Origin of the sequence: Pseudoalteromonas distincta (genome assembly GCF_005877035.1) — a bacterium.
GTDB classification, from domain to species: Bacteria; Pseudomonadota; Gammaproteobacteria; order Enterobacterales; family Alteromonadaceae; genus Pseudoalteromonas; species Pseudoalteromonas distincta.
Map to the genome: position 1 here is coordinate 1,917,715 of NZ_CP040558.1, position 14,511 is coordinate 1,932,225.

General features: G+C 35.2%; 7 protein-coding genes. All 7 read right to left on the bottom strand.

Annotated elements, in window-relative coordinates:
• Window positions 1-4: 4 nt before the first annotated feature.
• Complete coding sequence (locus FFU37_RS08525; protein ID WP_239022694.1) at window positions 5-3,250, bottom strand: STY4851/ECs_5259 family protein; 3,246 nt, start codon at window positions 3,248-3,250, stop codon at window positions 5-7.
• A gap of 295 nt (window positions 3,251-3,545) precedes the next feature.
• Window positions 3,546-4,808 carry a DUF2130 domain-containing protein gene (locus FFU37_RS08530; protein WP_138489270.1) on the bottom strand — a complete coding sequence of 421 codons (1,263 nt, stop codon included), beginning with the start codon at window positions 4,806-4,808 and terminating at the stop codon, window positions 3,546-3,548.
• Between the two features lie 176 nt (window positions 4,809-4,984).
• Window positions 4,985-6,001, bottom strand: coding sequence for a hypothetical protein (locus tag FFU37_RS08535; protein ID WP_138489271.1), 1,017 nt, complete (start codon window positions 5,999-6,001; stop codon window positions 4,985-4,987).
• A gap of 26 nt (window positions 6,002-6,027) precedes the next feature.
• Window positions 6,028-7,356 (bottom strand): McrC family protein, encoded by a 1,329-nt coding sequence (locus FFU37_RS08540; RefSeq protein WP_138489272.1) that lies wholly within the window; start codon window positions 7,354-7,356, stop codon window positions 6,028-6,030.
• The gene (locus FFU37_RS08545; protein ID WP_138489273.1) at window positions 7,356-9,500 is read right to left on the bottom strand and encodes a DUF8426 domain-containing protein; all 2,145 of its coding nucleotides are present in this window, start codon (window positions 9,498-9,500) and stop codon (window positions 7,356-7,358) included. Before FFU37_RS08545 ends, FFU37_RS08540 begins: the two co-directional genes overlap by 1 nt.
• Before the next feature lie 152 nt (window positions 9,501-9,652).
• The gene (locus FFU37_RS08550; protein WP_138489274.1) at window positions 9,653-11,605 is read right to left on the bottom strand and encodes a tetratricopeptide repeat protein; all 1,953 of its coding nucleotides are present in this window, start codon (window positions 11,603-11,605) and stop codon (window positions 9,653-9,655) included.
• A 1-nt stretch (window position 11,606) separates the two neighbouring features.
• On the bottom strand, window positions 11,607-14,465 hold the full coding sequence (locus FFU37_RS08555) for an ATP-dependent DNA helicase (protein WP_175413896.1): 2,859 nt from the start codon (window positions 14,463-14,465) through the stop codon (window positions 11,607-11,609).
• Between the last annotated feature and the right edge of the window lie 46 nt (window positions 14,466-14,511).

Genomic DNA, 14,511 nt, shown 5'->3' on the forward strand with positions numbered 1-14,511 from the left:
ATTACTACTCCGAAATAAAAAAGCACAATGAGCATTGATATACTGAGTTAAACCAGTTTCGGTCAAACTCCATTAATTGCCGTAAAAGAAAATAATTAACATCGTTACTACTAAATACCTCCTCCCACGTTGTATCAGTTGAAGCAACGACTGCTGCAGCGAGTGGAAAATACATAACAGCACGCTGAAAATCATTTGGGACATTAAATATTGCTAGCTCAGGAAACTTAGCTGTCACCCAGCTGTAAAGTTGTTGGTTATATTGCTGTGGCCATCGAACACTAATATCTGCGTTTTCCCTTAGTAACTCTTCTCGCCAAATATTAATAAGTGCGTGGTACATAGCTTTTTTATCAGGTTGTAATAAAAAGATATCCGGCAGTGATATAAAATTACTAATATTTGCTGTTTTCTCATTTACATATTTAGTTATTAACATCTCTGGTAAGCCTATTTTTTCCAAATTTTTCTGGTATAGATCTAACCCACCACGCCACATTTCCAAAGGAATGAGTTCCCACACAATATTAAATTCAGTCTGTAAAACTTGGAGTACACTCGCGACATTTAGCTTTGTCGCAAATGGCAGTACAGCTAAACACTTAGGATGTCGGGCTAATGCTTTAAACGCCTCAAATGTTAGCATTGGCAAATGTGAATATTTATCTAAAAAGCAATCAAAATAACGCCACCCAGAATGTTCAATATCACTTGTCATTGCATCAAGTACTTTATCAAATGCAAACTTGTTATAAATCGGGTGAAAAGTTTCAGCAGATTTGCCAAGTGATTTAACTGATTTATGATCTAAATTACTTGTAGTTGGGGGAATAAATACAGGACGAAATTGAACACGAGAGCTTTCCTCAGGTACCGCGAGTTGTGGTGATTCACTTACTAACGGTAACTCAAATTTTCCAATACATGCCCCTGCCGATATTCTTTGCGCTAATTGCGTAGGCTTTTGCTCAGGATTTCCTAAATTAATTAATTCAGCTTTTAAGCCGGAAAAATCAATATTAGCTTTAGCTTCAAATGTAAGTAAATTTTCATCTTTTATACCAAATAAAGCAAACCAACCTATAGTGTATTGTTTTGTTTGCATTCCTGGGCCACTGATAATCATTCTTACAACTTCATCCAGTTCTGAAGATTGAGCGGTTGCTAATAACTCTTTTATTTTTTCTCGAAGATCAAATAGATTCACTTCTTCAATAAATTTATTTACTTGGTAATGGAATACATATGAAGCATTTCCCGAGGCACTAGTAGGGGCTTTTAATTCAATTTCAAATGAACTGCTTACTTTACCTGGTTGTTTAAAAAGATTAATCCTTGCACCTAACAAGCCATCAACTGAAAAGTGAAAAGGTAATTCACGTCCATTGCCATCAAATAAAATAGCGCCTCGGCTTGGAAAAGGTATCTTTAAATCAATAGGGTCAGAAATTAAATTAGCTTGAATCGTCATTTCAAAATGTGGAGGGGGAATTCCATCAGCGATTAAATTAATACGCTTACCGCCCTCTATCGATACAGCCTGCACTTTAAGATTATCCCCAACTTTATAGATAAACGCTTTTTCGCTATGTATCGATACACTACCTTGATTTGATTTTTGCCCAGCGAACAACTCCATATCAAAATCTTTTGGTAAAATTGCCAACTTACGCCTACAGAGCGTTTTATCACCATTTTTTACTCTTAAAACTTGTCGGCCATAAAAGTTGGATAAATTATTAACTTTACTTACTTCATTATCACCAATAAGAATACTGGTATTTGGAAAATCACAGCTAATTTGTGGAAGACCTTTAAATACTGGGTAACCTTTATCTGTTTCAAACTCGAACATTTCACCAGATATAGTAAGTAACTCTTTACTAAAACTGTCTTCTTTTGTAGATAACTCATATGTATCAGTATGATTATCAAAACTATAATCAATACTTAGCTCACCACTAAACGTTAGAAATCGATAATTACCTCTTTGTACATCAACAAATAGTTCAGCATTTTCTGAGGTTAATTTTGCATTTTTAGAAATAATAAGGTCTAAATTTTCAGACTTTTTACTTGTAGTACCACTACCAATTACAATATGCTTATCTTTACTTTTTTTAAGTAATATAGGCATTTCATCATGAGGTAACGAAGATTCTGGAATTTCCTCAATATGTCGAACCCGTCCTGCCTGCATTATTACAAGTTTTAATGGTGACTCATTTACAAAGCGCCTAAATACTGTATTTAGTTTTCGCATATGTAAAATAAGATTATCATCAAAAACCTCTGCTCGAGCTATGCCCAAATCAGCTATTTGAGAATGACCTTCGTACACTAAGACTTCAACTATGGGAGCTGACAAATCTTTCTTTTTTAGTGCGACAGGTAATTTACTATTTACTGTAATACTTGCAGAAAAAGAAAGCTCATCACTATCTATGAACCATTGCGAAAGTTTAAGCCGCTGCTCTCTCTTTTTAGATTCTTTACGCTGCTGCGCTGCAGAATGTAATAAACCCGATAAGAAAATATCTCCCGTTTTATTGTCTAGCGGAATAGGAAAGCTAATTCGCCATTTTGGCATCATTGAATCAAGATATTCGGGCGGGTTTGTTTTGTTATCTAACTCATAGGTATCAATTAAACCGTATAAATTACTCACCATGTCGTGAAGTAACGTTACGGTACTTTCTTCTTTAAATGCGTCCGGCATTCTGAGTAATTGTCGCTCAATTAAAGGTATTGGTGATTGGCCAAAAGTTTTTGCCTTATCAAATTCAATAAGCAATTTTTTAAACAATGTTTGAAAACGGCTACCTTCTGAAGCTAGCAACCCAAAAGGTAACCCTCCTTCAGAATATACTGAGCCTAAATAATCATTTCTATCGCTGCTATGTTTATTTATTGGGCGCTTCCAAAAAGTTAGCCCTTTTATAACGACAGTTGATCTATGATTAGCATCTAGTTCATAACCAAGTTGCTCAAAAATACCCAACCAAGCCCAACCAGATTTATACTCCCTGCGATACCATTCTGCACTAAACAAACAAAAACAAGCACACCAGTCTCTATCTTTAAAGGTTACTGTTGATGGTTTTCGGTATTTTAAAAATGACTTTAAATTAAAATATTCATTTTCAGATACGTGGAGCGTAAACAAAGGTCCGCCAGTTACTGAGTCTAAATTGCGAGAAGAAAGAAACTGAGAAATCCATTGAGATGGAGTTAAAAAATCATTTTGCACAGGGGATTCCCTCATCAATTGATGCATTAGCTTTATATAAAGCTACGGGTAGAAGGATGATTGGCTCGTTTGATATTTTTATTATCCGAGCAGAGCTATAAATAGAGGGGTAACGCTGGGGTATTATCACTGCAATTCCTTTTTACTGCTTCCCGACCTTGGGATAGTTATATACTACTAGTGTTAATCTACCATTCATTTTACTCAAATCAAGTGGTTAAGTGATTATTGAGACAAATCACCTTTTTTGAAGCTCAGTTAAGAGCAAAACATGCTCTTAACTGGTTTTTGTTTATTACTCTATAGCAGCTATCTCATCCAACATAGGCATACCACCATGCGAGAGGCCTTGCAGCTCACCGCAAATTGACATCATTTGCGCTGTGATACCTGTAATTTGCCCTTCACGCTTTTTCCAGATCCTTTGCATTGCGTTTCTTTCTTTATCAAGTTCAACTTTCATTTGTTCTTGATGATCTACAACAGCTTTTAAACGATGAACAAATTGAGGGCTGCATATGTAATCATAAATAGCTTCCATTTGTTCATTTTTACCCGCACTAACCGTTTTTTGGCGCTGTGACTCTAAAAGTACGATTCTAAGCGCCTCACTAAGCCCTTTTGCTAAAGCAGGTTTAACTAACCAAACTCCATCAACCATTAACATAGGTTCATTTGTATTTGCAGGAAATACGGTTGTTACTAGCACTCCAATATCACCAGCAGCATTTTGTACATCTGTTTTAAGTTTGCTGACCCAGGCGTTTGACCAATTTTCAGCTCGCTTTGTTTCCCACACTATTTTTCCGCATACAGTACCCGAGCGCATGCAAACCGTTTGTATAACATCTGCGCCTTTAGCTCCTTTTTTTACAGGTTCAATAAAATCTACTGGGTATAACTGAGCCAATGTAGTCTCTAGCTCAAGCTCTAAAACTTCACCTTGTAACTGTTGTGACCCTTGCTCTAGCTTGCGCTTAAGGTCGTTATTAGCTTTTGAAGCATCATCAATTTTTTTACGGTACTCAGCTTCTATCAATTTGAACTCATTTGCAGCATCATCACGAAGTAACTGCTTTTGCTCTTCAACTTTACGTGCTAATTCAAGCTCAAAGTTTTTTTGTTTATCTTCAAGCTCTGTTTTAGCTTTTCTGAGTTTAAGCTCTTCGTTTCTAAATTGATCTAATTGCTCATCTTTAGATTTAATTGACTCTTCTAGGCTTTGTTGTTCTAAACTGACAGCCTCTCTCACGCGCTGCTCTACTTTTGCTTTTTCAGATTCAATCTTAGCATTTAGTATTTCTGCACTTTGCTTACTATCTTCTAACTGCTCTTTTAATTGGGTTAATTGCTGCTGAAATATTTTTGACGCTGATCTTTCTGCCTCTTTTGTGGCTTGAGCTTTAAGGGAAGTTAATTGCTGGTTGAGTAGTTGCTCATACTCGTTTTCATGTTGCTCAATTAAATGCTTTGCTATCGCATCTTTTACATGAAAATCAGTATCACAATGAGGACAGGTTATTGAATCGTTTGCATTAAGGATAATTTTAGAAGTCATGGCTAAGCCTTATAATAGTTAAATACAAATAAACTATTACAAGCTTAATGCCAAAATATAAAACATTGTTTTATAAAGATTTAATCAAATAACTACATTGTGAAATGGTAATTAAATTACTTTTATGTGAATAAAATTACCATCAAATTAGCTATAGATATAAATTTATTTATTCGTTATGTCCTTTCGTAAATTTGTGTTCTGCTTAAAGTTTGAACGGTTTGATAAAGAGCCATATTAAACACACTTAACTCGCCAATTACCCCAGGACCGATATCTGCACTATAAATTGAGAGTGAATTTCTAAAATCAATTAAATTCACTTCAATCTTATTATCAACTACAACCTGAATATATTGGCTTTTATTCACTTCGTTTATACATTTGAGAAACTCACTAGAATCCACCTCAAATAGCACACCTAAATACCTACATAGTTCAAATGTGTGCCTGCCTTCAATAACTATATCGTTATTTAACACCGCATCTATAAAGTCTGGAGCTAACTTATTGTGTGGTTCAAGTGCATGATGATGATTTTTAACCAAGCTAAAAAATACATCACGGAGACAGAGCAAATGCTGATAAACATAAGCCGACATTTTCACCTGACTTTGAAAAGGTCGCTTAAACATTGCTTGAATGTTTATTTCTTCTGTTAACTCAACGCCTGAATTTAGCTCTAATACTAATTCATGCTTAGCATTTTGCTGTCTAACTTTAACTGCTCTGACGTAAGGCCTAACAAAAGTAAAATTAAGTTCAATAAACTCCTCTGTAATGTCTATTTCTATAAATTTTTTATCGTTACTAACAATCGAAGTAAGGTCTAACCTTTTGAAAAAATCACTCTCCGAAACCGCATCAGCTAGTTCATCTTCTAATCGATCAATTTTGTCCTGCTGGTCTTCAAACTTAGCAATTAGCTGACCGATAAGTTCTTCTATACCTAGTTCTTTAATTAGTGACTTAGCATAAACTTTATCTTTATTATCAAGTAAATCTATTAACCAAGGCTCATTGCTTTGAAGTAATGTATTGTTAGCAACGTTACCAAATTTATTTAATATGCTTAGGTTTCTGACTGTTGGGTTATTTTTGTAATTCCAATATAAAGTTCCCACATTGCTGCAACCAACGTTATCTAAGTCATGTACTCTCAACTCTTTGATCATTTCTTCTATTGGTTGCATCGATTGCTCCACTCGCAACGTTAATATTAAATAAGACCTATATTTAAACAGCTCAAATCTATTCTACTCTTACATTCAGCTTTTATATCGAAAGGAACAACCCAGAGCTTTAAAGCACCATCCTCATAGTTAAAGCTATGCGGGAATGCGTCACTAAACGTATCAGTTTTAGGGTAAATCAGGACTAAATCTCCTTTACCATTTAAGTAAGTATGACCATAGCCAAGCATTTGATAAAAATCAGCTTGAGAAAGCCCAAACTTGTCTTTCCGTTTAGAGTTTTTCTCGTTTATTAATTTCCATTTTGTATCAAGCACAATGTCATTATTTTTATCAATATCACCTTTGTGTGAGATATATAAATCCGGTTTTAGTAAAAAATAAGGCGTATTTCCATAATCAACTAAAGACTTACTGCTCACCTGGGCAGAGACCTCACCCAAACCTGTAATATGCTTTTTTAAATACTGAGCTACATAACTTTCAAACACCGCTTCCATAGGAAACAACAACGAAAATGCATTGCTCTTGCCCTGCAAAGTTAACGGAGAAAACCCATCAATAATTAGCTTTGTCCACGCCAGTGGGGCTTCATAATACTTCATCCCCCTATCTAGCTTAACGCTAGCAAAGTCATTTTTAACATTATTACTTAGTGGTATGTCTGCAAAAGCAAATAACAGCTCTTGCAGTAGTTTTTGGTTATTAGCACTGCGGCTATAGCCTTTCACCTTTACAAGTGCGGTGTGTATTAATCGATTAACCGGCCTGTCTTGTAAATACTCTTCGTACTCAACATAAAACTTATGTTTATTAATAAAGTTATGCTTAACTTGTTTACCTACCAAAAGCTTACCTTTTAAAAAGGCAACGTTATCTTCTTTTAGTACATAGTCACTTTTAAGCCCGCGCTTTATTAAGGTATTTACAGAGGCTAAAAACTGGCTAATAAAAACCTCTAGTAAAGGTATTTTATTTTCAGCTAAATTAGCGTTATTAGTTTGTAAGTGCCTAAACTGCTTAAGTGACTTAAGCATCATGAGTAATGACGCGCGAGAGGCGCTGTCATCACTATTTTTAGCTACTTTAGGTAATACTTCTATTTGGGTTCCATCGGGAGTAAAAATCACACCTGCATAGTTTTTAACTTGTAATACCTCACAGTTATCAACTTGTCTTAAGCGCATAAATCGACTTTCTGAGTCATCACATAAACATAATTTTTTTAAATAATTATATGCTTCTCCAGAAATAGGTTTTATCTGGAGCGATGCTTGTACTTTGCCACTTTTATCATCACTATTACCCAAATAGCCAAACTCAAAAACAGTAGTTTGCTTTTTAACTTCCGACATTACTGAGCACTCGAAGATGTAACTTCACCTGCATCAGCACTAATGCTCGTAGGGCTTTTAAGCAATGTATCGTCATAAATAGCTTGATAAGCTTTCGGGCTATTCCATGCTGAATCTTGAGCATTAAAATCAGCTAAAGTGAAAGTTGTTTTCGTGTCTTCGTAGGTTTCTAAACCATGATTCTCACCAAAAATGTCGTTATATTTTTCGTTTTTCGATTCCACAAAAATATATTGTTTTAATCCACTTTTTTCTTTTCGGTTGTCACCTAAAACTAAGCGAATTTTATTCCAGTCTTCAAAAAAGTATTCTTCAAGTAGCGGGATGATTTTATTTTTAAACGTGTTTTTTAATTCTCTAAATGCATTATTTTGTGCATTGTCGCCACCAACATTTAAAGCATCTAAAACAGGGATTAAAAAAGCATGCCCTAATGTATGCTCTCGGTCATATAGCACCTCAATACGCTTATTCATTATTTCAAGCAATAATTCAAGGTCAATACCTTTTACTTCTTTACCTTTAAACAATTCTGGCTGTGGCATCATTTCTATAAAGTCAAAACGGCGTCGCAATGCTGTATCCATCATTGCCAACGACCTATCAGCCGTATTCATAGTGCCAATAATATAAAGGTTATCAGGGACTGAAAATGGGTTTCCTGAATGAGGTAAAGTTACTTTTAATGTTTCTAGATTATTTTTCCCTTCTCGCTTAGATGGCTCAATAAGCGTAATAAGTTCACCAAATATTTTTGAAATATTACCTCGATTAATCTCATCAATAATTAAGACATAATTATCTTTAGTCTCTGGAACTGGCTTCTGGCCAAATGATATTTCATTTTTTTCCATAAGCTGAAAAAAGTCTGCTTCTGAAAACCTATCAAGCTCATAAACCGTTTTTTGAACTAGATTGGTATTACCATTTAAAGAATAAATATCAAGGTCAAGATCCGTTTTCAACCATTCAACAGGCAGAGTATGGCGAAAGTCATTTCTATCTAAAATCCCTTGTTCTTTATATTCGTAATCACCCTTAACAACACCAACAGCCTGAATAGTCTTCGCGCTACTTATACATAATAATAAGTCACCTTCATTAATTGCAGAACAAAACTGAGTAATAGTATTTTTATTTTGGCTAGTTAGCCCTTCAAAGTAAGCATTTTCTTCAGGAGAGCGCTCATCTTGTGCCATATCACCGGTATACCCCCAACCTATTGCAGCAACTTTATTTTCAAAACAATAGTTTTTAACCGTACTAGGCTTTACACCATCAATAGATATCTTCCAAATTCTCGGATTAGCATTCAGTTCCAAGCTTTTCTTAATATTTGTGTTCGCAGCATCATCACTGATTTTTTTAAATATACCTGGTAGAACTTTATATTCTATTTGCTTTTCTTCATTTGTAAGAGCACGCAACCCCTCTACAAACTCTTCATAACCATAACTTTGGTGGAAAGTTACAAAACGAATACGATCATCATCTACCAGAGATTTGTAGAGCTTTATGAGCTCTTCTCTTTGTGATTTTGCTGTACTCAATGCGGGGTTTCTTTTTAGCGCTTCGTATTTCTCTGGCTCAGCGGCTCTTACTGAGGCTTCAATTGTATGATAAGTCTTACCTGTTCCTGGAGGACCGTATAGGATTTGGTTTAAAGGAGAAGGTTGCATTTCATTAGCACATTTATCCGTGTCATTTGTCATAGCCATATCTGAACCCTTCTCACTTTTAAAATAATTAATTGGAGTATTTTTACTACCTTCCATTTTATGTCTAAGTTTACTTTTTATGCTGTCTAAAATAGAGCGAAGCTGATCAATGGTTACTAGATTTAAGACCCTATTTTCTTCTTTTACAACACCTTTCTTTAAAGAAACTCTCAAAGCTTCTTTAGTAAATTTTATTGTGATTTGTGGAGTCCCTTCAATTTCTTCTGAAGTCTTAATCCCGAATCTAAAGGCATGATTATAATTACCTTTTTCGTTATTAATTGCGTAACAATCGCATTGTGGAAAATACTCACGAATCAAATTAAAAGAATCAACAAACAATTTTTTTTGTTGATCGCTTTTAGATAATAAAAATGTCTTACTGTTGTCATCCATACATATTGTTAAAAACTCTTCAAATTCCATTTTTTATCCTTTTATTTTGCGTGCGTTGTACAAAAAAACACCTTTGCAAATAAATAGCGATGCGTGTAATACATCGCTATTTTTATAATTTACATTCTATAGTTCGTTTGAATTTTGCTCGTTTATTAACTGTTAACAGCTCTCATAGTTTGTTAGTCAACACCATCTATTGTTAGCGCCTTCCATCCCCATGTTGAGCGCTTTTTATTAAAGTTTAAAATAGCTTTACCTCTAACAATAAGCCCATCTTGAATATTAAATTTATCGACAAGATTTCGGTCAATAAATACATCTGTATCAGTAAAGCCAAGCCCATTTGAAACTCGCACCGCTTCGCTAAAAGGTTTAAGAATTTTTAAGCTAGGAGTTTCACTAGTACTGGAAATTTCTACAGAATAATATTTAATGCCATACTTAGTTTTACTTTTAGATAACTTGACGGAGATTGAATCCCCCACCTCATACTTTTGTGGCAACCGAGAAAAAGGAATAACAGTGTCTACATCCCTATCAAATATCACGTGTATTAATTTTTTATCTTCATTAACATTATCAACAACACCAACAACTAAAGAAAAAACATCCCAATGTGAACCATGTCTGTCTTCAAATTGAAATGCAGTAAAGTGATTCGTTGTTGGATCTAACTCGCCTTTAAACTGTATAGGCGTACCTTCACTAAATTTATTAAAAGGAAATCTGCGCTCTGGTAGAGTTATCTCTGTTGGAACTTGGCTGGCGGGGTTATAAAGGTATATTTTTCTTCTTTTTTTATTAGGTTTATCAGGTAACGAAAATGCCCCACCGAGGTTTGCTTTTATCCACGGCAAGTTTTGGAAAAGTACTTCTTCAGCTTGACTCGCAAATTTTTTATATAAGTCATCATTATTTTTTGTGGCTACAACGTCATCAAACCAGGATTGATTCAAAAACTCATTAACTTTTTCAGGTATGGCCCACCCCTCTTTATTTCTGCTTTCAACAATAGAGTTCACTTCATACTTAGCAGCAGAAAAATCTCCCTTTTCGGTTAATAACCGCGCCAGCTTCAACCTTAAATTAGCAATAAATTTTTCTTCAGGATTAGATGATAAAGCACGGCAATAACAATTAAACGCCTTATTAATATCTAAGTTTATTTGTATATCACCTAATAACTCCCACACCCAATAGTCGCCAATCTTTTGTTTGGCCACTTTAACAGCAAGTTCAAAGCTACTTTGGTAATCACCTAATAGGTTTAATGCTCTAGCTTTATTTAATTCTAACCAGATTTTCTCTTCTGATGTCTCTAAAACTTTATCAATCAGAGGCAACATCTTAGATAACAAATCAAGTTCACTCTGTTCAATAGCTTGTTTACTCGCATGTTGTATAACTTTAGCCGCTAAACTCGGATATACATTACCTGTGTTTATATCGTGATATCCCTCAAAGTCCTCATCACGAAGGTTCTCTATACCCCATACTTTAATAAAGCCCACTAAACTAAAGTTATTTTCCTTGGTTAATTTATCAGCAACGCCTAGTGCTAAAGAGTGTAACAACGAAGGTTTTTCACAATTAAGTTTTAAATAATCATTAAGTAATTTTTTAACAGCAAATACATTAAGGTTTTCAGAGTTAAATTGAAGCTTAGCTAATCTATAAAGCTCCCAACCGATGCTAGTCATTATTTCTTGGTTATCAGGCTGCTCATGAAGAACTTGCCTGTAGATGTTTATAGCTAGCTGATGTTGACCGTCTTTACTGGCTTTTTTGGCTTTTTGTAATTCTTTATTTGCTGGGTTTGATAAGTTATTAACAAAAGCAATTTGGTCATTTATTATTTTATCGCTTGGGTCAAACGAAAGATTATTTAGCTGAGTAAGATAAACATTTACCGCTTCAAAATTGTTGGCTTGTGATTCTCTTTTTACTAAATCAATCAAGCACCATCCTAAAGCTTTAACGTTCCATTCATCATTTGGTAAAGATTGAACCAATTTAAACCCTATTTGATACGCCTCATCTAAATCGCCAGCTTTTCGTTTGGCAAATACATCTTTACTTGTGAATGATGCAGAGTTGTTTAAGGTGTCACCCCCATGATTAATGCTGGCCATCTTATTTCAACGCCTCTTTAATCAGGTTTTCAACTGTGTCTAAAAACTCTAGTGAACTAGAAAGATTTTTCTGGCCCATAAATTTAGTAAATTGGCTTTTGCCATTATAAAAAACATCAACCACAGCAATCTCATTAAATTTTTGAAAACAATAACGCTGGGCAAAGCTTCTGGCTCTCACTTCAGGAATAGAAATATCATTTAGCGTAAATACTTCTGATAATTTTTCATGAAATTCCTTCAAAAACTTTTCAGGAAACTCTAACTGCGAAGGCTTGGTTTCCGTATACCCACTTATCAATATCCCCTCTAAATGGTTAAGGCGTGCTTTTATTAGCTCATCCAACGGGCTAGCTTGATTAAATGCAATTGAGCTAATCTTTTGTCTTGAATTATAAGCAATATGTGCAGTAGCGTACTCTTCAGCAAGCTGAAATAAATACACTTCCTGATACTGGTTATGAGTTATATTTTGTATCTCTACATTTGTGCCAATCAAAGCACTTTTAACCTCTGCAAATAACCGCGCTAAAAACACATTACCTTCAGGTATAATAACGTTTGGTTCCAAATTTTCATCATTAATAACTGAGCTATTACCTTCAGCAGCATTACTTTTGCTAACTGATTCAGCTGTCTCTACTTTTACTTCAGTTGATTTTTGTGTTGGATTATAAGAGTTATCTCCTACGTTTTTAAAATCATGCCAAGGCGTAACGTTAGGCGGGTCAATAACATAAAGCTGAGACGAGGTACGAGTTATTGCAGTGTAAAGCCAGCGGAAGTAGTCTGGGCTCAGTGTTTTAAGGTGAGAACTGCACTTCACAAATACATTTTGCCATTCACTACCTTGTGCTTTATGACACGTAATTGCGTAACCAAATTTAACTTTAAATGCGTTAAAGTAAGGGTCCGATAACAAAGCCATACGAAACTCATTGCGCTTAGCTTTTGTGCGCAAATCAGCATGGCGATTGCAAAAATCAACGTATAACGCTTTGTACTCGTCAGAACTCAAGGCTGGTTCATCGCTATAAAGTAAGTTTTCTACAATTTTAGATTTAAAAAAGCTCGCGTTCCCATATTCATCCCTAAAACCAAGTTCAACATCTCTAAATTGCAGTTCGACACTAATGGTAATGGTTTCGCCATCTTCTCCTTTTTTACGCAATACAACGTTTCGTATTTCAGGCTCAGACAAAACTTGCCTTACCATGCCAAATTCACCATTGGCAATGACCTTCTGATTTATATAATGATTGGCAACCGAAATAATTTTATCGCCTGAAACCACTTGCAGCTGAGATGGGAAAAAGTGTTCCCTCACCACTCTATTATATTGGCTTACTTGAGCATTAGAAGACGCAATTAAAATAGCGTTTTTAGTATTTGATATCTTATGGTTACAAACTTTCAAAAAGGTTTTTAACAAAGCATCCGTTGGTAAAACTTGTACATCTAGGTTGTTAACTTGAAACTCAAGTTTATTAAATAAGTTTGCATGCATAGCTTCACGTAAGATTCGCGCATTATTCATTACGCCGCTTTCAGCTTTTTGCCTAACCACCTCTGACAATTCACACTCTTTTGATGCTAACTGGTATTTGTCAAATAGGTATTGCTTACTCAATGCAGGTGAAAAACCCATACCTACTGGCGGCAACTGTGCATTATCACCAATAAATATGACTTTTTTCTGGTGATCGTTATGATCAAGGTTAATGTAGTTAAGTAAATCTTTTAATAAATAACCTGAGCCAAAACGGAAGAACTCTGAATCAGAATAGGTATCAGACAACATCGATGATTCATCAATAATGTATACAGCCTCAGAAGTATTCTGATTAACTTTTATTTCGGCATAGCACCGAAACGTTTCCGACCCTTCTATCCCCTCTAACTTATATTCTTTAACGTTTTCATAGTTATAAATAACACGGTGAATAGTGGACGCAGCTTGGCCAGTTTTATCACTAATTACCTTTGCTGCTTTGCCAGTCGGAGCCATCAATTCAAATTGTCGCCCAATCGCATTCAGGTATTGCGTTAGTCCTTCAGTGATGAAAGTTTTACCCGTACCTGCATAACCTTTTAACAAAAAAACTGACTCATGACTTTGATTCAAAAACTCATTTAACTGCTCAACTAAGTTACGCTGCCCTGCAGTTAGCGAGTGTTGTTTATAGCAGTCAAATATGTTGATATTTTTGCGAGTTACATTCATTTGCAAATCAAAACTAGACGCTGACTCGCTACTCGCAGCTTTAAACGCTGCTAACTCATCATTGTTATGCCTGGCAACAACATTCTTTTGAACCGTTTCAAGCTCTGTACGCAATGCTTCTAATTCTGTTTCGGCCTCAGCTAATGCCGCTGAGTTATTAGTAAGTTTTACTTGTAAGGCTTCATTTTTAGCAAACACCTCATTGTGATCGCTTTCAATAGGCTTTGGCTCAACATAATCAGGTAATTCAACTGGGCTATTAAGCATGGTTCGTACAAACCACTTGCCCACTAAAAAAGCTTCTTTAACTAGCCACAGAACCTGTTCAGTAGAGTGTTCTATATTGTCATGCGCCGCTTTATTACCGTGCATTCTTAAAGCGTGTAATTTAGCGATAATAGAGTGATCTACAACATCTTTAAAATCATAATGATTTAAGCGTTTATACAAATCGGCTTGCGGTTCAATCTCAATCGACAAAATTGAATATATATGCCCAACTAATGACTCTGTAAAACATCTTAGTTTAACCAGTGCAGCCTGAGGGTCACTGTAAACATAAGCTTCTGCCGAATACCCTAACTTTGCTAGCCTTGTATAATCTTTTTCTAAAAACTTAAAGTTTGAACCTGACATATCAACGTCCTTATTTCTTGGCCGAACTACTTTAAAACACATTCAG

What these genes read in the sequence shown, in the direction of transcription:
- FFU37_RS08530 (WP_138489270.1), bottom strand. Translation starts at nt 4,808, where the DNA reads ATGACTTCTAAAATTATCCTTAATGCAAACGATTCAATAACCTGTCCT.
- FFU37_RS08535 (WP_138489271.1), bottom strand. Translation starts at nt 6,001, where the DNA reads ATGCAACCAATAGAAGAAATGATCAAAGAGTTGAGAGTACATGACTTA.
- FFU37_RS08540 (WP_138489272.1), bottom strand. Translation starts at nt 7,356, where the DNA reads ATGTCGGAAGTTAAAAAGCAAACTACTGTTTTTGAGTTTGGCTATTTG.
- FFU37_RS08545 (WP_138489273.1), bottom strand. Translation starts at nt 9,500, where the DNA reads ATGGAATTTGAAGAGTTTTTAACAATATGTATGGATGACAACAGTAAG.
- FFU37_RS08550 (WP_138489274.1), bottom strand. Translation starts at nt 11,605, where the DNA reads ATGGCCAGCATTAATCATGGGGGTGACACCTTAAACAACTCTGCATCA.
- FFU37_RS08555 (WP_175413896.1), bottom strand. Translation starts at nt 14,465, where the DNA reads ATGTCAGGTTCAAACTTTAAGTTTTTAGAAAAAGATTATACAAGGCTA.